Source organism: Micromonospora sp. RTGN7 (assembly GCF_033804645.1).
Lineage (GTDB): Bacteria > Actinomycetota > Actinomycetes > Mycobacteriales > Micromonosporaceae > Micromonospora.
Map to the genome: position 1 here is coordinate 1 of NZ_JAPZLF010000024.1, position 24295 is coordinate 24295.

General features: G+C 72.8%; 23 protein-coding genes and 1 pseudogene. 17 read left to right on the plus strand and 7 right to left on the minus strand.

Annotation, left to right across the window (positions count from 1 at the left end):
- On the minus strand, positions 1-418 hold a 418-nt coding region (locus SNR22_RS25645; protein WP_320069227.1), incomplete at its 3' end, for a helix-turn-helix transcriptional regulator.
- A 63-nt stretch (positions 419-481) separates the two neighbouring features.
- Here SNR22_RS25645 and SNR22_RS25650 point away from each other — a divergent pair.
- From SNR22_RS25650 to SNR22_RS25680, 7 genes and pseudogenes are all read left to right on the plus strand, one after another.
- Positions 482-1069 carry a DinB family protein gene (locus SNR22_RS25650; protein ID WP_320069228.1) on the plus strand — a complete coding sequence of 196 codons (588 nt, stop codon included), beginning with the start codon at positions 482-484 and terminating at the stop codon, positions 1067-1069.
- Entirely contained in the window at positions 1066-1527 is a 462-nt protein-coding gene (locus tag SNR22_RS25655; RefSeq protein WP_320069229.1) for a VOC family protein, read from the plus strand. The genes SNR22_RS25650 and SNR22_RS25655 overlap by 4 nt, the downstream gene beginning before the upstream one ends.
- Positions 1528-1825: 298 nt before the next feature.
- Positions 1826-1888: pseudogene (locus SNR22_RS29495) on the plus strand (colicin E3/pyocin S6 family cytotoxin); the annotation flags it as partial.
- Between the two features lie 447 nt (positions 1889-2335).
- Positions 2336-2545 (plus strand): helix-turn-helix domain-containing protein, encoded by a 210-nt coding sequence (locus SNR22_RS25665; RefSeq protein WP_145773774.1) that lies wholly within the window; start codon positions 2336-2338, stop codon positions 2543-2545.
- Positions 2546-2768: 223 nt separating this feature from the next.
- Positions 2769-2870: a 30S ribosomal protein bS22 gene (locus tag SNR22_RS25670; RefSeq protein ID WP_007465623.1), complete on the plus strand. Its 102-nt coding sequence runs from the start codon at positions 2769-2771 to the stop codon at positions 2868-2870.
- A gap of 119 nt (positions 2871-2989) precedes the next feature.
- Positions 2990-4063, plus strand: coding sequence for an NAD-dependent epimerase/dehydratase family protein (locus SNR22_RS25675; protein ID WP_320069230.1), 1074 nt, complete (start codon positions 2990-2992; stop codon positions 4061-4063).
- Positions 4064-4215: 152 nt separating this feature from the next.
- Complete coding sequence (locus tag SNR22_RS25680) at positions 4216-5076, plus strand: lysophospholipid acyltransferase family protein (RefSeq protein ID WP_320069287.1); 861 nt, start codon at positions 4216-4218, stop codon at positions 5074-5076.
- 30 nt (positions 5077-5106) lie between these two features.
- Here the strand turns inward: SNR22_RS25680 and SNR22_RS25685 are convergent, their stop codons facing one another.
- The 3 genes from SNR22_RS25685 to SNR22_RS25695 form a co-directional block, all read right to left on the minus strand.
- Positions 5107-5958, minus strand: coding sequence for an HAD-IB family hydrolase (locus SNR22_RS25685; protein WP_320069288.1), 852 nt, complete (start codon positions 5956-5958; stop codon positions 5107-5109).
- A 208-nt stretch (positions 5959-6166) separates the two neighbouring features.
- Complete coding sequence (locus tag SNR22_RS25690) at positions 6167-7060, minus strand: DUF5667 domain-containing protein (protein ID WP_320069231.1); 894 nt, start codon at positions 7058-7060, stop codon at positions 6167-6169.
- Positions 7061-7380: 320 nt separating this feature from the next.
- Positions 7381-8334, minus strand: a complete 954-nt coding sequence (locus tag SNR22_RS25695) for an ECF subfamily RNA polymerase sigma factor, BldN family (protein ID WP_320069232.1) — start codon at positions 8332-8334, stop codon at positions 7381-7383.
- 890 nt (positions 8335-9224) lie between these two features.
- Here SNR22_RS25695 and SNR22_RS25700 point away from each other — a divergent pair.
- From SNR22_RS25700 to SNR22_RS25740, 9 genes are all read left to right on the plus strand, one after another.
- Positions 9225-9500 carry an AMP-binding enzyme gene (locus SNR22_RS25700; RefSeq protein ID WP_320069233.1) on the plus strand — a complete coding sequence of 92 codons (276 nt, stop codon included), beginning with the start codon at positions 9225-9227 and terminating at the stop codon, positions 9498-9500.
- On the plus strand, positions 9490-9744 hold the full coding sequence (locus SNR22_RS25705; RefSeq protein ID WP_320069234.1) for a glutaredoxin family protein: 255 nt from the start codon (positions 9490-9492) through the stop codon (positions 9742-9744). The genes SNR22_RS25700 and SNR22_RS25705 overlap by 11 nt, the downstream gene beginning before the upstream one ends.
- A 52-nt stretch (positions 9745-9796) precedes the next feature.
- Positions 9797-10444, plus strand: a complete 648-nt coding sequence (locus SNR22_RS25710) for an HAD family hydrolase (protein WP_320069235.1) — start codon at positions 9797-9799, stop codon at positions 10442-10444.
- Positions 10445-10920: 476 nt separating this feature from the next.
- On the plus strand, positions 10921-11661 hold the full coding sequence (locus SNR22_RS25715; RefSeq protein ID WP_320069236.1) for a redox-sensing transcriptional repressor Rex: 741 nt from the start codon (positions 10921-10923) through the stop codon (positions 11659-11661).
- Positions 11658-13001 (plus strand): glutamyl-tRNA reductase, encoded by a 1344-nt coding sequence (locus SNR22_RS25720; protein ID WP_320069237.1) that lies wholly within the window; start codon positions 11658-11660, stop codon positions 12999-13001. The genes SNR22_RS25715 and SNR22_RS25720 overlap by 4 nt, the downstream gene beginning before the upstream one ends.
- Positions 12998-13966 carry a hydroxymethylbilane synthase gene (hemC, locus tag SNR22_RS25725; RefSeq protein WP_320069238.1) on the plus strand — a complete coding sequence of 323 codons (969 nt, stop codon included), beginning with the start codon at positions 12998-13000 and terminating at the stop codon, positions 13964-13966. Before SNR22_RS25720 ends, hemC begins: the two co-directional genes overlap by 4 nt.
- A complete protein-coding gene (locus SNR22_RS25730; protein WP_320069239.1) occupies positions 13963-15543 on the plus strand; it encodes a uroporphyrinogen-III synthase in 1581 nt (526 codons plus the stop codon). The genes hemC and SNR22_RS25730 overlap by 4 nt, the downstream gene beginning before the upstream one ends.
- 17 nt (positions 15544-15560) lie before the next feature.
- On the plus strand, positions 15561-16544 hold the full coding sequence (gene hemB / locus SNR22_RS25735) for a porphobilinogen synthase (RefSeq protein ID WP_320069240.1): 984 nt from the start codon (positions 15561-15563) through the stop codon (positions 16542-16544).
- A gap of 823 nt (positions 16545-17367) precedes the next feature.
- Positions 17368-17868, plus strand: coding sequence for a helix-turn-helix transcriptional regulator (locus SNR22_RS25740; protein ID WP_320069241.1), 501 nt, complete (start codon positions 17368-17370; stop codon positions 17866-17868).
- Positions 17869-17956: 88 nt separating this feature from the next.
- Here the strand turns inward: SNR22_RS25740 and SNR22_RS25745 are convergent, their stop codons facing one another.
- The 3 genes from SNR22_RS25745 to SNR22_RS25755 all read right to left on the minus strand — a co-directional run bounded on the left by SNR22_RS25745 (position 17957) and on the right by SNR22_RS25755 (position 23880).
- The gene (locus tag SNR22_RS25745; protein ID WP_320069242.1) at positions 17957-21232 is read right to left on the minus strand and encodes a lamin tail domain-containing protein; all 3276 of its coding nucleotides are present in this window, start codon (positions 21230-21232) and stop codon (positions 17957-17959) included.
- 120 nt (positions 21233-21352) lie between these two features.
- Positions 21353-22369 carry a GNAT family N-acetyltransferase gene (locus tag SNR22_RS25750; RefSeq protein WP_320069289.1) on the minus strand — a complete coding sequence of 339 codons (1017 nt, stop codon included), beginning with the start codon at positions 22367-22369 and terminating at the stop codon, positions 21353-21355.
- A 74-nt stretch (positions 22370-22443) separates the two neighbouring features.
- Positions 22444-23880: a lytic murein transglycosylase gene (locus SNR22_RS25755; protein ID WP_413775706.1), complete on the minus strand. Its 1437-nt coding sequence runs from the start codon at positions 23878-23880 to the stop codon at positions 22444-22446.
- Positions 23881-23918: 38 nt separating this feature from the next.
- On the opposite strand from SNR22_RS25755, the gene SNR22_RS25760 reads away from it, so the two are divergent.
- Positions 23919-24134 carry a zinc ribbon domain-containing protein gene (locus SNR22_RS25760; RefSeq protein WP_320069243.1) on the plus strand — a complete coding sequence of 72 codons (216 nt, stop codon included), beginning with the start codon at positions 23919-23921 and terminating at the stop codon, positions 24132-24134.
- The last annotated feature ends 161 nt before the right edge of the window (positions 24135-24295 follow it).

The following is a 24295-nucleotide window of genomic DNA, read 5'->3' on the forward strand; positions in this document are numbered from 1 at the left end:
GCGCGCCCCCGCCCCCGCGCGTTGTGGCGCGCCCCCGGCCGCGGGGCCGCGGGGGGCGGGCCCCCCGGCGGGGTGGGTGGCCGGGCGGCGGGGGGGGGGGGGCCCCGCCCCCCCCCCCCCCGCCACCCGCGCCGGCGAGCAGCGAGACCGCGGTGGCGATCGCCTCCTCGTCGTCGAGGAGCAGCGGCGGCAGGTCCTGTCCCGAGCCGAGCTGGTAGCCGCCGCCGACACCCTGGCTGGCATGCACCGGATAGCCGAGCGTCCGCAGCCGCTCGACATCACGCCGTACCGTCCGGGCGGTGACCCTGAGCCGGTCGGCGAGCTCGGGGCCGGTCCAGACTCGGCGCTGCTGCAGGAGCCCGAGCAGGGTGAGCACCCGCTCCGTCGTACCCCGTTCGTCACCGCGCGCCACGCCCATGTTGCCCACCCTGCCAGGGAAAGCGGACCGATCCTGTCCGCCTTGGGTGTCAGGGTGGGCAACATGGACACAGACGCACTCGACTGGAACCACACGCTGCGCGAGCAGTGGGAGTTCCACTGGAACCATCAGCTCCGAGCCCGGCTCGACGGCCTCACCGACGACGAGTACTTCTGGTCCCCGGTGCCGGACGCCTGGAGCGTGCGACCGCGCGGCAGCTCGACGGCGCCCGTGCAGGTCGGTGCCGGGGACTTCACGATGGACTACGCCTTCCCCGAGCCGGTCCCCGCGGCCTTCACCACGATCGCCTGGCGGCTCGGCCACGTCATCGTCGGTGTGCTCGCCGCGCGCAACGCCGCGCACTTCGGCGCGCCTGCGGCGTCGTACCAGACCTGGGAGTACGCCGGCAGCGCGGCCACCGCGCTCGACCAGCTCGAGACCCAGCTCGGAGTCTGGCTGGCCGGGGTGCGCGACCTCGGCGAGAGTGGGCTGCGGGTGCCGGTCGGCGCGAAGGAGCCCTTCCCCGAGGCGCCCATGGCCGATCTGGTGCTGCACATCCACCGCGAGCTGATCCACCACCTGTCCGAGGTCTGCCTGCTGCGCGACCTCTATCCGCAGGCGGACCCCGTCACGAGTGGATCAACCCGATGAGCCGCCAATTCCAGGTCACCTTCGACGCCCACGACCCGCGGGCGCTGTCGTTCTTCTGGCGTGAGGCACTGGGCTACGTCTATCCCGGCCCGCCCGGAATCGACCTGCCCGAGGGCGCCGACCCGCTGGCCGCGTGGGACGACTTCCTCGCGCGGATCGGCGTGCCGCAGGAGCAGCGCAACACGAGTTCGGCGATCGAGGATCCGGACGGGCCCGGCCCACGGTTGTTCTTCCAGCAGATGCCGGCGGACAAGGTGGCCAAGAACCGTGTCCACCTCGACGTCCGGGTGGCTCCCGACCTGCGCGGAGAGGAACGGATGGCGGCGCTGGAGGGCGAGTGCGACCGGCTCGTCGCGCGGGGAGCGACGCGGGTACGTCGCTACGAGCCCGATCCCCCGATGGTCGCCGGTTTCATCGTGATGACCGACCCCGAGGGAAACGAGTTCTGCCTGGACTGACTGCGAGCATGGCGGGATCGGGGGAGCTTCGGCCGGTCCCTCGGCCGAGGGACCGGCCGGCGGTGCCGAGGCGCTCCAGCCCTCATGATCGACCGCTGTCGGGGCTGCCGGGTGGGCCTGAGACACTAGGCGCGCTCCCAGCGCGGAGCCCTGGTCCGCGTCCGGAAGCGGGCCAGGGCACCCGTCCGGTGGCCCCGGTGGCGCCGCCGGGGCCACCGGACGCCTTCCGCGCCTCCTGTCCTGGTGGGCCCTGGGTTCCCCAATCCGAAGCGTGTAAAGCGCCGAGCCCCGGTTCAGGGGTGGTGGTGGAATGCGCCCACGTTGGGAAGATAAGAGGCTCGTCTACGAATGGGATTCGTAGCATGAGGGTGGGGCCAAGGGGCCCTATGCATAGGCGGACTTGCCGCCTATGAGTTGGGTGGTTCTTGCACTTGAGAAATTTGGAAACGCCATTGTGTCGGAAGCTCGGCTCCCGGATCTGACGAAGATGTGATCAAGGGGAGCTTGTCGGCGACTATCCGAACTTGAGAGGAAATTCTTTCCGGTGCGACGGCGTGGCTCGCCCGTGGGGAGGGGAGGCTCGGTGGGCGTCGGCAGCGCCAATCGATCATGCACGGTGCGGGCTCAGTCGCGCGGGAAGCCGCAGGCCGTGCCCGAGGAAACACCCCTCCGAACATGATCAGTTGTGGGAAGGGATCGCGCCGGTCACAGCCGTCCCGCTACCGTACTGGTAACACGCGCGTAGCCCGTCCTGGCGGAGCCTCCCGTCCGGCGGCACGCGCCGGGCATGGGAATGGGTCGGTGAGCCATGGCCGGGTCGCAGTCCGACGGTCGGCTGTCGGAGGTCAAGTTCCTCACCGTCGCCGAGGTGGCGGCGGTCATGCGGGTGTCCAAGATGACGGTCTATCGGCTCGTGCACAGCGGTGAGTTGACCGCCGTGCGGGTCGGCCGGTCGTTCCGGGTGCCCGAGCACGCGGTGCACGAGTACCTCCGGGGAGCGTTTCAGGAGACCGCCTGATCCGCCCCCGCCTCAGCCCGCCGAGTGCGACGTAACGGGCATCGACGGGGGCGCGTTGGTCCTGCTGAGGCTCTCCGGCTACCCTGGACCGGACCGTGATCCGACGCCGGTGCGCCCCGCCGCCCGCCAGCTGGTCCGGTCCGTTGTCCGCAAGCGGTCGACGACACCAGCGCGTGGTGTCGACTCGTCCGCCCCGAACGTTGCATCGAAAGGCTGTCGTCGTATGGGCTCGGTGGTCAAGAAGCGCCGCAAGCGCATGGCTAAGAAGAAGCACCGCAAGCTGCTGCGCAAGACCCGCGTCCAGCGTCGCCGTCTCGGCAAGTGACCGGTGCCGGGCCTCGGCCCGGCATCCCCGTCGCTTGCCAACTGTCGATCTCCGGAGGCTCAGGTGATCAGGCCGCGGTTATCCCGGCTCGATCCCACCTGCCGGGGTAGGTGCACGACATGACCCCCGGTGGCACCCCAGGTGCCCCGGGGGTGGTTGTCGTCACCGGCGCCGGTCGCTACCTCGGGGCCAACGTCGCGGCCCGCCTCGCCGCCGACCCGCGGATCGAGCGGGTGATCGCCGTCGACCCGGCCGCCCCCAACCCCGAGCTCGCTGGCCTGCTCGACGGGGTCGAGCGGATCCGGATCGACCTCGACTCGCTCGGCGGTCTCCTCGCCGACCTCGACGTCGACGCCGTCGTGCATCTCGCCCTCGCCACCGCCGCCGATCCCCAGCAGGGCGGGCGGTCGGGGATGAAGGAACAGAACGTCATTGGCACCATGCAGCTCCTCGCCGCCTGCCAGCGGGCCCCCCGGCTGCGCAAGCTCGTCGTCCGCTCGTCGACCGCCGCCTACGGGGCGTCGTTCCGTGACCCGGCCGTCTTCACCGAGGAGACCGAGCCACGCGAGGTGCCGCGCGGTGGTTTCGGCCGCGACATCCTCGACATCGAGGGGTACGTCCGCGGCTTCCGCCGCCGCCGTCCCGACGTCACCGCCACGGTGCTGCGCTTCGCGCCGTTCATCGGCTCCACCGCCGACACCACGCTCACCCGGTACTTCTCCCAGCCCTTCGTGCCCACCGTGTTCGGGCGCGACCCCCGGTTGCAGTTCGTGCACTTCGACGACGCGCTGGAGGTGCTGCACCGGTCCGTCGCAGAGGAACACCCGGGGACGTACAACGTGGCCGGGCCGGGCGTGCTCGCCCTGTCCCAGGCGATCCGTCGCGCCGGCCGGGTGGGCGTCCCGGTGCTCGAACCGAGCCTGTCCGGGGCCGCCGCGCTGGCGCGCAGCCTCGGCTTCGGCCGGTACGGCCTGGACCAGGTGGACCTCTTCGTGCACGGGCGGGTGGTCGACACCTCCGCCCTGGAGCGGGAGTACGCCTTCACTCCCCGCTCCACCGTCGCCGCCTTCGACGACTTCATCCGCGCCCACCAGGGTGGGGTGGTGGTCACCCGGGAGCACCTCGCCGCCGCCGAGCGGGCCGTCCTCGACGGCATCCGGCAGGTGCGTGCGGCCGTACGGGAGCAGTCGTGACGCGGCCGGAGGAGGAGCACGAGCGCGCCGGGGCCGACGGCCCGTACGGCGTACCGCTGGTGGTGGCCGGCCCGGACGCGGAGCCGGCGCGGCGCAACGGCCAGCACCCCCCCGCGGAGGCCGCGGCGGCTGGGCCGGCCGGGCACGGGCCGGTGGCCCCGAACGGGCTCGACGACGTGTGGGACCGCAGAGTCGCGTCGGGGCTGGCGTTCCTGCGCCGCCGGTTCTCCGGCGACTACCGGGTGGACGAGTTCGGCTTCGACCCGGAGTTGACCGATTCCGTCTTCCACCCGCTGCTGCGGCTGCTCTACCGCGACTGGTTCCGCACCGAGGTCACCGGCCTGGAGCACGTGCCGGCGGACGGGGCCGGCCTGGTCGTCGGCAACCACTCCGGCACCGTGGCCCTCGACGCGTTGATCCTCTCCGCAGCCCTGCACGACGAGCACCCGGCCCGCCGCTACCTGCGGCTGCTCGGCGCGGACCTGGTGTTCCGGATGCCGGTGGTCTCCGAGATCGCCCGCAAGACCGGGGGCACCGTCGCCTGCAACCCGGACGCCGAGCGGCTGCTCGGCAACGGTGAGCTGGTCGGCGTCTTCCCCGAGGGGTTCAAGGGCGTCGGCAAGCTCTACGCCGACCGGTACAAGCTGCAACGGTTCGGCCGGGGCGGCTTCGTCTCGGCGGCGCTGCGCACCGGCACCCCGATCGTGCCGGTGGCCATCGTGGGCGGCGAGGAGATCTATCCGATGCTCGCCGACATCAAGCCCCTGGCGAGACTGCTCAAGCTGCCGTACTTCCCGGTCACGCCGACCTTCCCGTGGCTCGGCCCGCTGGGGATGGTGCCGCTGCCGAGCAAGTGGCTGATCGAGTTCTGCCCGCCGATCCCGACCGCGCATCTCACCGACTCGGCCGACGACCCGATGGTGGTGTTCAACCTCGCCGACCAGGTGCGGGAAACCATCCAGCACACCCTGCACGGCCTGCTGGAACGTCGTCCCGACCCGTTCGGCCCTTGATCCGCCGAGCCCAGCTCAGCCTTTACGTCGTCAGCTGGCGCGGCGGCGCCGGTGCAGCGCCAGCCCGGCGCTGACCGCTCCGGCCAGCAGCCCGGCCGCCGCCGTCGACGGCACGGCGATCCTGGCCGCCCGCCGGCCGGTGCGGAAGTCCCGCACCTCCCAGCCCCGCTGCCGGGCCTGCCGCAGCAGCGCGCCGTCCGGATTGATCGCCACCGCCCGTCCGACGGTGGAGAGCATCGGCAGGTCGTTGGCGGAGTCGCTGTAGGCGGAGCAGCGGGACAGCTCCAGGCCCTCGACGACGGCGAGCTGGGCCACCGCATCGGCCTTGGCGGGCCCGTGCATCAGGTCACCGACCAACCGGCCGGTGTACGCCCCGTCGACCACCTCAGCCACCGTGCCGATCGCCCCGGTGAGACCCAGCCGGGCCGCGATGACCCGGCCGATCTCCACCGGCGCGGCGCTGACCAGCCAGACCCGCTCACCGGCGTCGAGGTGGCGCTGCGCGAGGCGGCGGGTACCGGCCCAGATCCGGGGGGCCATCAGCTCGTCGAAGATCTCCTCGGCGAGCCGTTCGACGTCGTCCACCCGCCAACCCTCGACGAAGGCCAGCGCGGCTTTCTTGGCCTGCGACATGTCCCCGGCGTGTTCGGTGGCGAGCACCCGGAAGCGCAGCTGCTGCCAGCCGAACCGGGCCAGGTCGCCCGTGGTGAAGTAGTTGCGGGCGGCGAGCCCGCGGGCGAACCAGTAGATCGACGCGCCCTGCATCATCGTGTTGTCCACGTCGAAGAAGGCTGCGGCGGCCGGGTCGGGGACGACCGGGGTGGTGGAGCCGGTCTCCGCCCAGCCGGCCGTGTGACCGTGGCGGTCGGTGCTGACCGTCATCCTGCGAGTGCGGGCCACGTGACCTCCCTCGCTCGACGACCCCGACGCGTGCCTTCCCCGCGAGAGTAGCCGCGCGGGACCGCCGCCTGTCAGGCAAAACGGGGAAGTGTGGCGCGCTGCTCGTCCCTTGGTGAACCGGCCTTTCCGCGCCGTGCCGGGCGTCGTACACGGCGTGGAACGCCGAGCGGGGCTCGGGACGCCGGGGGCCTCAGCGGGCGCCGGGGCAGGCCGTCGGGATCGGGCCGAGCGCATCACTACGGGCGGGGGCGGACTGCCCGCAGCCGACGGCCGTGCGCAGCGCATCGGAGCGTTTGCGGATCGCGTCGAGCAGGGCGATCGAGCGACGGATCCGGTCCCGCTCCGCCCGGCTGGCCCCGTCGAGCAGCTCGCTGACCGCCCTGCGCTGCCCGGCGACGAAGGTGTTCACCGCGTCCAGGCCGGCCGGGTCGGTGTGCTGCGCGGAGGTGGTGGTCAGCAGACGCACCCCCTGGTGGGTGTCGGAGTCCATGTCGTCGAAGACGGCCTCGAAGCCGAGTCGGTCCCCGCGCAGCGTGCCGGCCTCGCCGAGCCGGGTGCGGGCGAAGTCGAGGAAGAGCTGGCCTCGGCTGAGATCCGAGCTGGCCAGGACGAGCTGGGCCCGTTCCGTGGAGCGCTTCATGCCGTACAGGGCGTCACCGGGCACCGCGTTCTCGCTGGCGGCGGAGATGCCGGAGACGGCGATGGCGCCGGCGGCCACCCCGACCAGGATGGCGCCCCGGGCACGGGCCCGTCGGGCGGTCACGGCCGGCAGGAACGGGCCACGTTGGCCGGCGCCGGCGGGGCTGCGGTGGCCGATCGGTGCGGGTTCGGCCGACCCGGTGGCAGTCGCGCCGACACCCTCCCGCTCGGCCGTGGCGACGAGCATCGCCCGCAGCCCCGTGCGGAAGCCGGTGTCGATCTCGACGGGCGGGGGATCGGCGCTGAGCTTCCGACTGACCGCGACGAGCGCGGTGAGCTGGTTGTCGGCCCGGGACCGGACGTGGTGACGTCGGCCGCCGTTGGCTTCGTCGAGAAGCTGCGCGAAGCGCTTGGCGCGCCGGCGGGAGAAGGGGTCGCTGTCCACCGCTGGCACCTCCTCTCGCTGGTCACGGCCGGTCGGCCGCTGTCGTCACCAGCGACCGGTGGCAACACGCGTCGACACACGAGTCCGTCGTGGCCGGCGGTGCTGTCCGGACCGTGGGGCCCGGGGTATGCCGGGGCAACCACCGGTCGCACCCGGAGAAACGCTCCGCGCCGGGCACGGGTTACGGGGCCGGCGGGAGCGAAACTGCGAAGGGTGACGACTGTCATGCGTGGTGAGCGTCGATCACCACCGGCGGCGGGAAGGAAATCCTCCTCCACCGGGGGCATCGTGAGGGGTGGCTTCCCGCCGAGACGGCGGGATCAGGGCTGGAAGCCGTCCGGCAGCAGGCGGGCCAGCGCCCGGACCGCCCGGTACTGCAACGCCTTGATCGCGCCCTCGTTCTTGCCCATCGTGCGGGCCGTCTCCGCGACCGAGAACCCCTGGAGGAACCGCAGCACGATGCACTCCTGCTGCTCGGGGTTGAGCTGTTTCACGGCGGTGAGCAGGGCGACGTTGGTGATGTGCTCGACGACGGCGGCCTCCGGGCTGCCCTCCGGCCCGCGGTCCTCCCGGTCGGCGTCCAGGACGTCTCCGGTGGTGACCTCCAGCCGGTAGCGGCCGGATTTGAAGTGGTCGGCGACCAGGTTCCGGGCGATAGTGACCAGCCAGGCGCCGAGGTCGCGGCCCTGCCAGGTGAAGCTGCCGATCCGCTTGAGGGCGCGCAGGAACGTGTCGGAGGTGAGGTCCTCGGCGAGCTGCCGGTTGCCGACCCGGAAGTAGACGAAGCGGAAGACGGTGTCCACGTACCGGTCGTAGATCAGCCCGAACGCCGCAGACTCGCCGGCCTGGGCGCGCTCGATCAACGCCCAGACCTCGGTGGCCGGGTCGGACGGGTCGGGCCGGCTCGGAAAGCCGGTCGAGGTGCCACCGTTCGGCCCGACCGGCGGGGGCGCGGACACCGCCGGCAGCACCGCCGTCTCGGACGTCGACGGATCGGCCGCCGGTGGCGTGTCGCCGCTGCGCCGGCCCTGAGCCGGCATCGTCGGCCGGGCCGGTGAGACCAACCGGCCACCATTGCCCCCGGGCACGGACGGGCGGGGCGGCGCCTCGTTGTGGTGCGAGCGGTTGTGCAGGCGTCTGGACGCCCCGTCGGTACGCGCGGGGAGGTCCCACAGTCCGGCGGCCGAACCCTGGGCGGCGCTCAGTCGTTCGTTGAGGGCGGCGTGGGCGGCCGCCAGCCCGCCCGGTCGCTCCGCGTAGCCAAAACTGGTCACCGTACCTCCCCGGTCCGGTCCCACACCGGCTGCCGGGACGCCGCCGCGCGGACGGGGTCCCATGGTGGGGGCAGAGCTCTTCTGGGACCTGCCGACGGGCGGCAGATCCCCTTGAGGTGCTGGTCCAATGCGCTCACAGGCACGGGGGCCTCCTCGGGCTGAGGGGTGTCGACTCACGGAAAATGGGGTGAGTCGACCCGAGTGATGATAGGGCCAACGTCACCCGCGCGTGGCAAGTCCGTTACACAGAGCAGGAGTATTCCGGGCCCGCCGAACCGATGGCGGACCGGTTGTCCGTCGTGTGCGGTTGACTTTCGACCGGAGGGCTGTTCCCCAATGGAAGGCCAGGCCACGGGGCCTGAGCCGGCCGTCCGGCAGGTCGTCCGGCGCGGTGCCGGCGCGGGCCGTCCGGTCGGTGGCCGCCGCTGCGTCGCCGGGGGCCGGACGCGGCGACGGCGCGGCTCGGGCATGGCCGACGATCGGGGGACTGCGCCAGGCTCCGCCACCGTCCAGGAAGCAGCCGAGAACTCCGTGCCGAACCTCGCCGACCGGCTCCGCCGGGCCGTGATCGACCACGGCGACCGCCCCGCGTTGCACCGGCGGGACACTACTCTCGACTGGTCCGAACTGGACGCCTCGGTGACCGGGGTGGCGCATGCGTTGTCCGCCGCCGCGCCCGCTCCCCGGTCACCCTCCGTGTTGCGCCGACCCGCGCCGAGCGGGCGCGGGATCTGGGCGCCGGTGGCTCAACTGAGGGCGGGGCGCCGTCGTCCACCATGGCGCGACCGGGGTGCCGGTCGACGACGTCGCCTCGACCGGCGAGCTCACCGAGCTCGCCCGGCACCGGGTGAGCGGGCTCGTCGGCATACCGTCGATGTTCGCATCCACAGGTGGCGGAGTCCGCGGTACCGGGTGTGCCGCACCCGCGGACCGGGGAGACTGTCCGGGCGTACGTGGTGCCGGCGGCGGGTCGTCCGGTGACCGGGGAGGAGCTGCTCGCCCACTGCGCCCGTAACCTGGCCCGGTTGAACTGGCCGACCACCGTCGAGTTCGTCGGCGCGCTGCCGCACTCGGCGATCGGCAAGGTACGCAAGACCCAGCTCAGGTCGACGCCGTCCCCGGCGGTGCCGGCCGACACCCGCACGGAGGTGCCCGATGTCCAGTGACGCCCGGCTCGCCCTGATCACCCGCTCCGGCTGTCATCTCTGCGAGGACGCCAAGGCGGCGCTCGACCGGGTGGTGGCGGTCACCGGGGACCGGTGGATCGAGAAGGACGTGACCGGCGACGTGGAGCTGGAGCGCGAGTACGGCGACCGGCTGCCGGTGGTGCTGCTCGACGGCAAGGAGCACGGCTACTGGCGGGTGGAGGAGGAGCGGCTGCTGCGGGACCTGACCACCCCGCAACTCTGAGCGTGCCCGCCCGTACCTCCCGCCGGCCGGCGGTGGGCCTTATCGTGCTGGGATGACGCCTACGCGCCCCCATCTGGTGTGGGACTGGAACGGCACCCTGCTCAACGACCTCGACCTGGTGGTGGCGGCCACCAACGCCGTCTTCACCAGCCTCGGCGGGCCGACGGTCAGCGCGGACGAGCATCGGGTGCGGTTCCGCCGCCCGATCGCCGACTACTACGCGGAGGTGCTCGGCCGGGCCGTCGACGACGAGGCGTTCGGCGAGCTGGACCGGATCTTCCACGACGCGTACCGCAGCGGGTTGACCACCTGCGCGCTGGCCGACGACGCGGCGGCCGCGATGGCGGCGTGGCCGGGCAGTCAGTCGTTGCTGTCGATGTGGTTCCACGACGAGCTGGTGCCCGCCGTGCACACCTACGGGCTGGCCGGCCGGTTCGCCCGGGTGGACGGGCTGCGCGCCACGGTCGGCGGGGACCGCAAGGCGGAGTCGCTGGTCAAGCACCTGGCCGAGCTGGGGGTGGACGGCCGAGAGGTGGTGCTGATCGGTGACTCGATCGACGACGCGGACGCCGCCGGGTCGGTCGGCGGCCGGGCCGTGCTCTATACGGGCGGGTTCACCGACTCGGCCCGGCTGCGCGCGTCCGGCCACCCGGTGGCGCACACGCTCGCCGAGGCGGTCACCCTCGCGGCCACCCTCTGACGAGGGGGCCGGTCAGGCGCGCGGTCAGGTCAGGCAGCCGGGATTCGGCCGACGCCGGGCGGTGCCGGCCGGCGGGCCGAGGATCGCGCCGGCAGGTCGGGTGGCCGTCGTCATGGTGACCCTGGCCACCGCCGGCTTGCGGATTCAGTGGCCGAATCGAGCCAGGGACGGGTGTCCTGGCCCGTGGGCGGGTCCCGGCGAAGACGGCCGGCCGGCGCGCGATTGGTGAGGGAAGTCGGGATTGCGTAATAATCAGGGTGGCAGCGCGGAGGCGTCGGATCGATCTTGGCGGACGGGAGGGGCAGGTGGGGACGGGTCGCGTGCCTTCAAGATCGCGATTTGTGCGTGTCTTCACAAGCGCCTACTCTGTAGTTCCGACGCGTCCTGCTAGCACAGCCGGCAATCTCGGTCGTCGGCGGGAGTCCCGATGCGGCCGGACCCTGGAGCTGGCCGAGGATCGCACCGCACGGAGTCTCATGAGTCAGCAGCACCGTCACCCTGGCGCGTCCGGCCGCCCCGGTGCCGTACCGGCGCTTCCGGACCTGCCCGAGGCAACCGTCGCGCGGCTCCCCGAGTACCTTCGCGCCCTGCATGATCTCGCCGAAACCGGCTACGAGACTGTCTCCAGCGAGGGCCTTGCCACGGTCGCCGGGGTCAACTCCGCCAAGCTCCGCAAGGACCTGTCCCACCTCGGTTCGTACGGCACCCGGGGTGTCGGCTACGACGTCGCGCTGCTGGTCGAACAGATCGAGTTCGTGCTCGGGCTCACCCAGCGGCGGGCCGTCGCCCTGGTCGGGGTGGGTAATCTCGGTCACGCCCTGGCCGGCTATGCCGGCTTCGCCAGCCGCGGCTTCCGGATCGCCGCGCTGCTCGACGCGGACCCGTCCCGGGTCGGCGAGGAGATCAACGGCCTGGTTGTGCGCCACGTCGACGAGCTGCCCCGGATCGCCGACGAGGAGCCCATTGCGATCGGCGTGATCGCCACCCCGGCCGCCGCCGCCCAGGCGGTCGCCGACCAGCTCGTCTCCGTCGGCGTGACGAGCATCCTCAACTTCGCGCCGTGCGTACTCTCGGTTCCGGAGGGGGTCGACGTGCGCAAGGTCGACCTCGCCATCGAGCTCCAGATCCTGTCCTTCCACGAACACCGCAAGGCGTCCCTGACCGCGCTGCCCAGCGGGCGCGCGGCCACCGACCCCCAGGAGGCGATCGGCACGTGAAACTGCTCGTCGTAGGCGCGTCCTACCGCGCCGCTCCCGTTGCCACCCTGGAGCGGTTGGCGGTCGCTCCCGCCGACCTCACCCGCATCCTGGACCGCCTGCTCGCCCAGCCGTACGTGAGCGAGGCGGTGCTGGTCTCCACCTGTAACCGGGTGGAGGTCTACGCCGCCGTGTCCGGCTTCCACGGCGGGCTCGGCGACATCTGCGCCGTCCTCGCCGAGCAGGCCGACGCCCCGCCCGCAGGCCTGGCCAACCACCTGTACGTCCACTACGACACCGCCGCCGTCGAACACGTCTTCAAGGTCGCCGCCGGGCTGGACTCGATGGTGGTCGGCGAGGCCCAGATTCTCGGCCAGCTCCGTGACGCGTACCACTGGGCCAGCGGAGCCGATTCGGCCGGCCAGCTGCTGCACGAGCTGATGCAGCAGGCACTGCGGGTCGGGAAGCGGGCACACGCCGAGACCGGGATCGACCGGGCCGGCCAGAGCGTGGTCACCGCTGCGCTCAGCCTGGCCGCCGCGCAGCTCGACGGCGACCTCGCGGGCCGCCCGGCCCTGGTGGTCGGTGCCGGCGCAATGGGAGCGCTGGGCGTGGCAACCCTCTCCCGGCTCGGCGCCGGGCCGCTCACCGTGACCAACCGGGGGGCCGACCGGGCCGCCCGGCTGGCCGAGTCGTACGGGGCCGGCGCGGTGCCCATGGCCGAGCTGACCGACGTGCTTTCCACAGTGGACATCGTAGTGGCCGCCACGGCGGCGACCGAACCGGTCCTCACCCGCGAGGTGGTCACCCGGGCGCTCGCCGACCGCGACCCCGGCCGGGGGCCGCTCGTGCTGCTCGACCTCGCCGTCCCCCGGGACGTCGAGACCGGCGTGGCGGGGCTGCCCGGCGTCGAGGTGATCGACATCGACCGGATGGCGACGATCCTGGCAGGCGGTCCCGCCGCCGTTGACGTGGCGGCCGTCGAGCGGATCGTGGCGGACGAGGTCGAGTCCTTCATCACCTGGCTACGCGGCAACGACGTGGCCCCGACCGTGGCCGCGCTGCGCGGCCGGGCCGAGGCCGTGGTCACTGCCGAGCTGCGCCGGCTGGCCCAGCGCCGCTCCGACCTCAGCGACGAGCAGCGCGCCGAGGTGGCCCGGACGGTGCACCGGGTGGTGCAGCGGCTGCTGCACCAGCCCACCGTGCGGGTCCGCCAGCTCGCCGCCGAGCCCGGCGGCGACCAGTACGCCGCGCTGCTGCGCGAGCTGTTCGACCTGCAGGTCCCGCAGACCTCCCCGGTCGACACCGTCCCCGACGTGGTCGACACCGACACCACCCCGTACACCGGAGGCGAGAGATGACCGCCCCCCTGCGCCTCGGCACCCGGGGCAGCGCGCTGGCGATGGCCCAATCCGGCCAGGTCGCGGCGGCGCTCACCGCTGCGACCGGACGCGAGGTCGAACTCGTCGAGGTGGTCACCGCCGGCGACCGCTCGGCTGCCCCCGTGCACCGGCTCGGCGTCGGCGTGTTCGTCTCCGCGCTGCGCGACGCCCTGGTCGCCCGGACCATCGACGTCGCGGTGCACTCTTACAAGGACCTGCCCACCGCGGCGGCCCCAGGGCTGTTTGTCGCGGCGGTGCCGGCCCGGCAGGACCCGCGCGACGCATTGGTCGCCACCGGTGGGCGCACCCTCGCCGAGCTGCCGCCCGGAGCCACGATCGGCACCGGCGCGCTGCGTCGTATCGCCCAGTTACACGCGCTCGGCCTGCAGCTGGAGGTCGTCCCGATCCGCGGCAACGTGGACACCCGCCTGGCGCGGGTGCTCGGCCCGGACGCCGACCTCGACGCGGTCGTCCTGGCCCGGGCGGGGCTGGCCCGGCTCGACCGGGCCGACGTGATCACCGAGACGCTCGACCCGATGCTCATGCTGCCCGCGCCCGCCCAGGGCGCGCTGGCTGTGGAGTGCCGGGTCGATGCCCCCGACCTGGTCGAGTTGCTCGCGGTGCTCGACCACGCACCGTCCCGGGCCGCGGTCATCGCGGAACGGGCGTTTCTGGCCACCCTGGAGGCCGGGTGCAGCGCACCCGTGGCCGCCTATGCGGAACTCGCCGAAGGTGACGCCGGCGATGAGATCTACCTGCGCGGGGCGGTGACCAGCCCGGACGGTTCCCGAGACCTCCGGCTGTCCCGCACCGGAACGCCCGCCGACGCGGCGGAGATCGGCAAGGCACTCGCCGCCGAACTCCTCGACCTCGGCGCCCACTCGATCCTCGGCCGAAACGGACACGCCGGCCCGGGGACCCAGGAATTTGGGAGCACAGAATGACCCGCACCCGTAAGCCCGTAGGCCGCATCGCGTTCGTCGGGGCCGGCCCCGGCGACCCGGGCCTGCTGACCCGCCGGGCGCACGACGCCCTGGTCGACGCCGACCAGGTGGTGTACGACCGGGGAGTCCCCGAGTCGCTGCTCGACGCCGTCCGCGCCCAGGCCAGGCCCGATGCCCAGTTCACTCCGGCGGAGGGCGTGCCGGGGGACGTGGCGAAGGTGCTGATCTCGGCCGCGAGGTCTGGCCAGAACGCGGTGCACCTGGTCGCTGGTGACCCGTTCGGTCACGACTCGGTGGTCAAGGAGGTGCAGGCGGTCGCCCGGACCGCGGCGCACTTCGAGGTGGTCCCGGGTGTCGGCCAGGCCGAGGGCGTCGCCACGTACGCGGGCGTGCCGTTGCCGGGCGTCCGCACTGCCGCTGACGTCGAGGATGTCACCACGCTGGACTTCGACGCGCTGGCCGCCGCCGTCGGTCGGGGCTCGCTCGCGCTCGCCGTGGACGCCGGGGACCTGGCCGCGATCCGCGACGGACTGCTCGCCGCCGGGGTGGACGGCACCACCGGCGTCGGAGTGACCGGCGACGGCACGGGGGAGACCCAGTACACGACCACGTCGACCGTGGACTCGTTCGTCGCGGCGGCGCTCGGCTTCACCGGCCGAGTGGTGCTGACCGTCGGCGAGGGCGTCGGCCAGCGGGACAAGCTGAGCTGGTGGGAGAACCGGCCGCTGTACGGCTGGAAGGTGCTCGTTCCCCGCACCAAGGAGCAGGCCGGCGCGATGAGCGCCCGGTTGCGCGCGTACGGGGCGATCCCGTGCGAGGTGCCGACCATCGCGGTCGAGCCGCCGCGCACCCCCGCCCAGATGGAGCGGGCGGTCAAGGGCCTGGTCGACGGCCGGTACGCCTGGGTGATCTTCACCTCGGTCAACGCCGTCCGCGCGGTCTGGGAGAAGTTCGCCGAGCACGGCCTGGACGCCCGGCACTTTGGCGGCGTCAAGATCGCCTGTATCGGTGAGGCCACCGCGCAGGCGGTCCGGGCGTTCGGTATCCAGCCGGAGCTGATCCCGGCGGAGGAGCAGTCCTCCGAGGGGCTGCTGGCCGAGTTCTCGCCGCACGACGAGATCCTCGACCCGGTGGGCCGGGTGCTGCTGCCGCGCGCCGACATCGCCACCGAGACCCTCGCTGCCGGGCTCACCGAGCGCGGCTGGGAGGTCGACGACGTGACCGCGTACCGGACGGTCCGGGCTGCCCCGCCGCCCGCCGAGATCCGCGACGCGATCAAGTCGGGCGGGTTCGACGCGGTGCTCTTCACCTCGTCCTCCACCGTCCGGAACCTGGTGGGCATCGCCGGGAAGCCGCACGCGCGCACCGTTGTCGCGGTCATCGGGCCCAAGACGGCGGAGACCGCGACGGAGTTCGGCCTGCGGGTCGACGTGCAGCCTCAGCACGCCTCGGTGCCCGATCTGGTGGAGGCGCTGGCCGCCTATGCCGTCGAACTTCGAGAGAAGCTCGCAGCCATGCCGGCGAAGCAGCGCCGGGGTTCGAAGGTGCAGGGGCCGACCGCCCTGAGGTTCCGCTAGTCGCTGGGAGGTCCCTCATGTCGTACCCCGAGATCCGGCCCCGCCGGCTGCGCCGTAACGCGGCCGTGCGGCGGCTGGTCTCCGAGACCCACGTCGACCCGGCCGATCTGGTCGTGCCGATGTTCGTCAAGGAGGGGCTGACCGAGCCGAGGCGGATCGCGTCACTGCCGGGGGTGCTCCAGCATTCCCGGAACTCGCTGCGCAAGGCGGCGGCCGAGGCGGTCCAGGCCGGGGTCGGCGGGATCATGTTGTTCGGGGTGCCGGCGTCGCGCGACGAGCGAGGCTCCGGTGGGATCGACCCGAACGGCATCCTCAACGTCGCCATCCGGGACGTGGTGGCCGAGGTCGGCGACGCGACCGTGGTGATGAGCGACCTGTGCCTGGACGAGTTCACCTCGCACGGACACTGCGGGCTACTCAACTCGGACGGTGGCGTGGACAACGACGCCACCCTGGAGGCGTACGCCGAGATGGCGGTGGCCCAGGCCGCCGCCGGCGTCGGCATGGTCGGGCCGTCCGGGATGATGGACGGCCAGGTGGGCGTGGTCCGCCGGGCCCTGGACGCCGCCGGCCACACCGATGTCGCTGTGCTCGCGTACGCGGCGAAGTACGCCTCCGCGTTCTACGGCCCGTTCCGCGACGCGGTGGAGTCGGCCCTGGAGGGGGACCGGCGCACCTATCAGCAGGACCCGGCGAACCTGCGGGAGTCCCTGCGCGAGGTCGCGCTGGACGTCGCCGAGGGCGCCGACCTGGTGATGGTGAAGCCGGCCCTGCCCTACCTCGACGTGGTGGCGGCGGTTCGGGCCGCCGTGGACGTCCCGGTCGCCGCCTACCAGGTCTCCGGCGAGTACGCGATGGTCGAGGCCGCCGCCGCGAACGGTTGGATCGACCGGGAGCGGGTGATGCTGGAGACGCTCACCTCGATCCGCCGGGCCGGCGCACAGATCATCCTCACCTACTGGGCGGTCGAGGCCGCCAACCTGCTCCGCTCGCGCTACTGAGCCGCGCCGCCGACCGCCCTCCCACCGCAGCCACAGCGTCCCCGTGACGGCGCCGCCAACCCGTGGCCGCCGACGGGCAGCCGCCGACCGGGCAGCGGTCAACGGGCAGCCGCCGCCGGGCAGCGACCGACCGGCGAGGACAGCGCGGCGGCGGCCACAGGTTGGCGGCATGGCGGTGTGGTGTGTTCCGGTGAGCACAGCGATCATCTGCGGGTTGGCGGTTGGCGGCGCCGGCCCAGCGGCGCGGCGAGTCGGTCCGGGTGCTGGAGTCGGGCAGAGGATGACGCGCCCCGACCGACGGGTGCTCGAACATGATGAGCGCGGCGTGTCGCAGATGTCGGTGGCGCGCGGTTGCGCGGCCCTCGCCTGATCGCCACCGCGGACGCCAAGCGAGCCCTAATTCCCCAATCCGCCACTCAGCGTTACCTAACTCATCTCCACCCCCACCCTCTCCTCGCTTCCTTTGCTCTGCTGCAGCGCAGGCAACAGTCACTAAGCGTCCGTGCTCACACATCGAGACCCTCGCGGCAGATTCTGCATCGATCCTGCTCTCTCCTGGTGTTGCCTGGGGAGCAGCAGAGCAAAGCGGGCGTGGGAGGTGTTGGAGGATGGGGCTGCTGTAGCGCGGAGTAATTTCGTGATTTGGCTGACCTTCGTTACCCAGCGTGCTGGTAGTTGGCTTCGGCGACGTGGAGGTCGCGTGGAGGTCGCGTGGAGGTCGCGTGGAGGTGGCGCGTCAGATGTGGGCAAGTTGTCCATGGGTTGTCCACAGGGTTTTCCACAGGTCTTGTCGACCACCCACCATGGTCGGCAGGCTCCCGGTATGGCTTCCGCACTTGATCCACCACCGACCGGTCCGACGGTCGGGCCGTTCCCCATTGCCGGGCTGGTGCGCAAGGCCCGGCGCATCGCCGGCCTGGGACAGCGCCAGATGGCGCGTGTCGCGAAGGTGGCACCGTCGACCGTGGGCCGGGTGGAGACCGGTGCCATGACGCCCAGCCTCGCGGTGCTGGAACGACTCTTCGGCGCGGCCGGCCTCTACCTCGCCGTCGTCGACCAGGACGGCCGGGTGATCCAGCCGATGGCGGACTGGGACGACACTCGCGACGGCGCGGGACGACGCTACCCGTCCCACCTGGACACCATTCTCGACCCCGAGCCGGGCGACTGGTGGGCCGACATCTATGGCCTGGCCCGACCGCCAGAGACGTTCCACCGCTGTCCGGTGGACCGCGAGGCGCGTCGACGGCGCAGCCAGTGGGAGGTGCGGGCGGCGCAGTACCGCAACGTGCCGCCGCCGAAGGACATGCGGGATCGGTACTGAGACGGCCCCCCGCCCGGGCGGCAGGACCGAGACGGCCCCCCGCCCGGGCGGACCCTCGGGCGGGGGGCCGTCGTCGGCCGGAGCAGGGTCAGTCGTCGTTGACGATGGTGCCCACTGCGAGCGGGTCGGCCAGGAGTAGCCCGGGCACCCCGGCCACCAACAGTTTCACCTTCTCGTCGGCCTCCCGCTTGCGGTCACCGCGCACGGTCACCGCGAAGGTCAGTGAGGTCTGTCCTGCCGCGAGTGTCCTACAGCCGACGTACGGGTCGTAGTCCGATCCGGCCTGCGCGGTGGAGCCGTAGGTGACGGCGCAGATCAGGACGGGCTGGGACAACGGCCGGGACACGCTGACGGTGAAGGTCAGCGGGCGGGTGCCCTGATTGCCCTCGACCACCGTCGCATCGCCGACGGTCAGCGACGCCCGGGAGCGGAACCGGGCCACCTGCGGGTCGTGGTCGCTGGAGCCGCGCGACCCGTCCCCGTTGAACTCTGCCGGCCAGTCGGCGTTGATGTGCGCCGTCCGCACCTGCACCAGGTCGTCGCGGAGCGCGTCGTTGACGAACAGGTGGTCCAGCGTTTGCGCCTGCCCCTCGAAGCTGTACGAGTACGCGGACGACGGCACGTCGGCGACCAGGTCGTCCCAGAGGCTGTGCAGGCCCGCGTCGTACAGCGAGGCGAGCTGGTCCGACGGGGTCGGGTCCGCCCCGGTGGCGATCGGGTCGTCCGGGCGGGGGAAGACGTTCAGGTCGCCGCCGTAGACCACCCGGGAGTTCCGGTCCGAATTGTGGATCGCGGTGACCAACGCCGCACCGTACGCGGCCTGCTCGGCGCGCTGCCCGACCCGGCTGTCCGGCCCGGACGAGAAGTGGTTGCTCAGCGCCCACAGCACGTACGACTCGGACGAGCCCGGCGCCGCCTTGACCAGGAACTTGCCGAGCTGCGGGGCCCGGGTGTAGACGTTGTTGCCGTCCTTGCCGGTCGAGGTGTCGGTGTCGGCCGGCAGCACCGCGTTGAGCGCCTTCGGGTTCTGCACGTCCGCGTTGGACGGCAGACCCGCCGACCGGTACGGCACCATCGGCGCGGAGCCGAGCAGCGGGTCTGCGGCGGTCGCCGCCGCCAGCGACAACCGGTCGGTGCGGTACAGGAAGCCGGCGGTGATGCCCCGGGCGTCCGCGCCGGTCCGGTCGTAGGCGGCGGCGTACGCCGGGCCGCCGGTAGCGGCGATGGTCAGCGCCAGGTCCTGGAGGGTGTCCGGGGCACCGTCGGCATTGTCGGTGTCCCCGCAGACCAACTCCGTACCGGAGACGGAACAGATGTCCTGGTCCTCGGCCTCCTGCACCAGGATCAGGTCCGGCGCGTGCAGGTCGGTGCGGATCTGGTCGGCGAGCGAGGCCAGGTGCTCCCGGTAGTCGGCCTCGCTGGCCGGCACGTAGTCGAACGGCGGGCGGACCCCGGTGCAGCCGGGGTTCCCGGTGAAGTCGCAGCCGTCGAACGGGTCGTCCCGGTGGTCGTACAGGTTCTCCACGTTGTACGTCGCGATCGCGATCTCCTGCGACCGGTCGGCCGGCTGCGGCGGGTTGTTCTTCGACGGGTCGGCCCCGGCGGCGAAGACGGCCTTCTCGACCTGGACGCCGTACTTTTCGAACGAGTAGTAGATCGCGCCGTACGCGTCCTCGCCGAGGGTGTCGAAGGTCCTCGACGGCGGCAGGATCGCGGTGCTGTCCCCGGCGGCGCCCTTGACGCCCATGCTGCCCAGCATGATCCGCTGGCCGTTGCCGTCGTCGAAGCGCCGGGTCGGGTCGTTGTCCAGCGGGTGCGCGTCCCGGAACACCCGGCGGGCGTACTGGTCGGCGCGGTCCAGCAGCGGGTCGTCCCGGTCGACCACCCAGGTCTCGGCGTCGGCCGTGGACGGGAAGACGCCCCGCCCGCTCACCGCGCCGCTGCCGGCGCGGACCCGCAGCCGGGCACCCTCGTGCCGCTCAAAGAACCGCTGCGCGGCGGCCAGGTCGGCCGGGGGCACCGCGTTGTCGACCGTGACGACGGCGTTCACGTCCAGCCCCGAGGCGACCCTGCGGACCAGGGAGGCGCCGGAGAGCTGGGTGGAGTTGAAGTACTCCGACACCCGGGCCCGGAGCACGACCTCGTCGCCGACGGTCGGCACGTAGCCGCCGGGCAGCGAGGTGAACGAGCCCATGAAGACGAAGATTCCGTCCGAGGACGTCGGGTCGGCGTCGGTGGCGTCGGCACGGCTCTGCAGGAAGAAGCCGCGCTGCTCGGCGCCGGCGGAGGTGCGGGCCAGGGTGAGCTGGGTGATCACGCCCTGGACGTCGTACAGGCTGCTGCTGGTGCCGTTGCCGGAGGCCGGCGCGAGCGGCGACCGGTCGGCCGGGCCGGCCTCGGCGTCGGTGGTCGGGCCCTGCACCTCGCCGACGGTCAGCTCCCGGGTCACCGTCACGGCCAGCTCGCAGGTGGCGGTGCCGCCGTCGGCGTCGGTGGCGGTCAGGGTCACCGTGTACGCCCCGGCGGCCAGGTCGGTGCTGGTGGCGACGGTGGCGCGGGCGGTGCCGCCGACGGCGTCAGCCGGGGTGAACCCGGTCCGGGTGATCGAGCCGGTGGCCGGGGCCGGGCTGACCGAGGTGACCGCCAGGTCGACGATCCTGTCGTCGGGGTCGGTGGCGGTGACCTCGCGACTGGCGGTGGTGCCGGCCGCTGTGGTCAGCGCGCCGCCGCAGGTGACGGTGGCGGGCTGGTCGACGGGGCCGCCCCCGTCGACGGTGTGCGAGCCGAGACCGTCGAAGGTGTCGGTGGCGAAGCCGGCCCACTGGGTGGCCGGGGCGAACGCGTCCGACGGGTCGGTGTCGCCGGAGGTCACCGTGGGCAGCCGGCGCAGCGTGTTGTCGGCGGTGCTGGTGAGGCCGCTGCCCCACTCGGTGCCCGGGTCGACGCCCACCTGGCCGATCGAGTCGACCACGGTGTTGCCCCTGCGCAGCACGATCGCGTCGTCGCCGTTGAACAGGCTCGCGGCGGTGGTCTGGTCGGCCTGGGCGAGGATCGCCGGGGCGGCGGAGGCGGCGGCGAACACGAACGTGTCGCCCGGGGCCACGGTGCCGGTCAGCGCCAGGGTGGTCGCCGTGGTGCTGCCGTTGAAGTGGAGCTGGAGCTGGTAGCCGCCGGCGGCGAGGTCGACGGGGGCGCCGGTGCCGTTGTACAGCTCGATCGCCTTGTTGTTCGACGAGCCTTCGACGTACTCGGAGATGAACAGGTCGGTGGGCGCGGCGCTGGCCGCGGGGGGTGCGATGCCGATGACCGGAATGGTGACGGCAGCGACGGTCGCGAGCGCGACGTATCTGCGGCGCGGGCGCATAAGGCCTCCACAATGGGTGGACGGGAACAAACGCACGTTAAGGCGCGGTGCTGTCCGCCGTCCATCCCCCGCAGGGCGCTTTGGTGAATCCGGCCGCGCCGGTGTACCGGTGTGGCCAAGTCACCGGGGCGCGTCGAGCTGGTGCACCAGCTCGGCCACGTCCACGCTGTACTCGCACCATTCCCGGTCCGGGCGGTAACCCAGCTCGGCGTTGACCTTGAGCATCGACTCGTTGGCCTGCGCGTTCCAGGTCTGCACCTCGGTCAGCTCCGGCTCGGCCGAGCGCAGCTCCAGCAGCATCCGCGCCTTGATCGCCCGGTCGATGCCGTGGCCCCGATGCTGCTGCGCCACGATCGTGTCGTACTGGTCGGCGCGGGTCGGGTGTTGCGCCGGCACCACCACCTCGGTCAGCCCGGCCACCTCGCCGGTGTCGTCGTGGATGGCGAGCACGATGTACGGCTTCATGCCCCGCCGGTGCAGGGTGTCCAGGCTGTCCCGCAGCCGCTGCGGGTCGTACGAGCTGGGGCGCAGCTCGCCGTCGTCCACGTCACGCACCGCGGCCTTGGCCCGCGCGTACGCGTCGATCAGGTCGTCGGGAGGGCCGCCGGGGCAGAACTCCACCCGGTACCCCGCGTCGACGCCGGTGGCCATCTCCGTCAGCGCTGCCCAGTCCACCGCGGACAGGTCCAGCACGCTGCGCGTCTCCACGTACTCCCGGGAGAAACCCAGCGCTTCGTAGAACTCCACGGCCGGGGTGTCGCCGACCACCTCGACCCCGATCGACCGGAAACCCTCCTGGTAGACCCGCCGGGCGGCCAGCCGGACCAGATCCCGACCCAGGCCGGTGCGGCGGGCCGTCGGGTGCACCAACACCTCCAGCACGCCGATGTCGCCGAGCAGCAGCACGTGGACGTGGCCGAGCATCACGCCGAGTTCACCCTCGGCGGGCGACCCGGCCTGAGCCGCCCAGGAGAGCCGCCGTTCGCCGGGCATCACCTCGGAGAGGTATTCCCGCAGGGAGTCCTCTCTCCAGGGCGGGTCCTGCGGAAGGTCGGCCGCCAGAACCGCGTTGAGCGTGTCCAGCAGCGACGCGATCTCGGCGGACGACGCGGTCCTGGAATCCCACTCGCGCACCATCACCCGTCTAGCTTGCCGCTAACAGCAGCGTGACGGAAGTGTCCAGTTCGTCAAAATGTACGCGGACGATCACTTCACGTGCGACTGGCCAACCCGTACTCGTTGGCCTTGTCGAAGACGTTCTGAGCGTACCGGCGAACGTCGTTGTACGACAGGATCGCGCCCCACCAGTCGCCGGGGACAGTCAGGTTCCGGCCGCCCTTGCACAGGTAGTTGCCGGCGGCCAGGGCGGCGTCGTCGAGGTCGTGCGGGTCCCGCCGGCCGTCGCTGTCCGCGTCCGCGCCGATCTCCTGCCAGGTGGTGGGGATGAACTGCATGGGCCCGATCGCCCGGTCGTAGACGGTGTCCCGGTCGTAGAGCCCCCGGTCGGTGTCCATGATCTTCGACCGGCCGCCGTTGCCGTCGAGCGGATCGCCGATGATCTCCGGGAGCGCCCGGCCGTCCGGGCCGAGGGTGGCGCCGTTGGCCTGGCCGTGCCCCGACTCGACGTGCCCGATGGCGGCGAGCGTGGTCCAGCTCAGCCGGCAGCCGGGCATGGTCTGCGAGAGCACCAGCTCGGCGTAGCCGTACGCCTGCATGGCCACCGGCGCGATGTGGGCCTTCACGCCGGTCTGCTGCGCCCAGGCGGCGAGCGCGTCGGCGGGCCGGCCGGCCATCACCGGGCCGCCCGGCACCGTCGTCGCTCCGGGCGGCACCGTCGCTCCGGGCGGCAGCGGGGTGCCGGGGACGCCGGGGATCATCCCGCCCTGCGTCGCTCCCGTGCTGTCCTGCGGTGTGGCGGCGGTGGCGTCGACCGCGGTGGGGCGGGATTTCTGCGCGGTCGCCGGCACCAGCAGCGCGCCGGCGGCGGCGGTCGCCCCGACCAGGCCGAGCAGGAGCAGCCCGGGCAGGGTGAGCCGGCCGCTCGGGCGGCGGGACCAGGCCCGGGTGGCCCGGGCGACGGCAACCGCCGCCTGTCGCGGCGGAGGCATGCGTACGGCGTGGGCGAACGGCACCCGCCGTCGCCGGGTGGCTCCCGCCCGCCCGATTCCGCCAGCGACCACGCCGTCGGCCTTCTCGGCACTGTCGGCCGGCGCCGCCGCGTCAATCTTCTCGACCGCGTCGCTCTTCTCGGCCGTCCCGGCGGTGGCGACCTTTTCGATCGTGTCGGTCAGGTCGGCCTTTTCGACCGGGGCGGTTTCGATCGGGGCGGTTTCGACCGGGGCGGTGGAGTCGGTCCTTACCGCTGTGCTGTCGGCCGCCGCTGTCGGCCCGTGCGTGGGCCCGTTCGTCGGGCCGACGTCGGCCCGCGCGCTGGTTGACGGCCCGTCGACATCGGCGGGGACGTCGGAGGCGTCGGCGGGCCGGGCGGGAGTGTCGGCGGGCTTCGTCGATCGCAGCCAGGGCCGGCGGGGGCGGGGCAGCCCGGCGCGCGCAGGGAGGCCGCCGGGGTCCTCGGGCGGCGTGGCCGGTCGTAGGGGCCGCACCGTCGATGTGTCCTCGCCGTCCACCACCCGTCGAGTATCACCCATGTCGCGCGTCCCGTCAGGACCGGTCGTACCCTTGTGCCATGCCCAGGTACGAGTTCCGCTGCCGCGCCTGCGGCGACACCTTCGAGGTCAACCGTCCGATGGCGCAGGCCGGCGAGCCCGCGTCCTGCCCGCAGGGGCACGCCGACACCGTCAAACTGCTGTCCACGGTGGCCGTGACCGGCCGGGGCGGTGCCGGCCCGGCCGTGCAGGCCCCGTCCGGCGGTGGCTGCTGCGGTGGGGGTTGTGGCTGCTGAACCGGTTCCCCGCCGGCCGGCTCGCCTGCTCCCCGCCGGCCGCTCGGGACGTACCGACCCGAACTGCCGATTGCGGCCCTCGACGGCACCTTGGGTCTGATTCCGCCCGACCGTTCTCACGATGTGTGACCGCACGGACATGGGGCAGCATGAACCCGTCG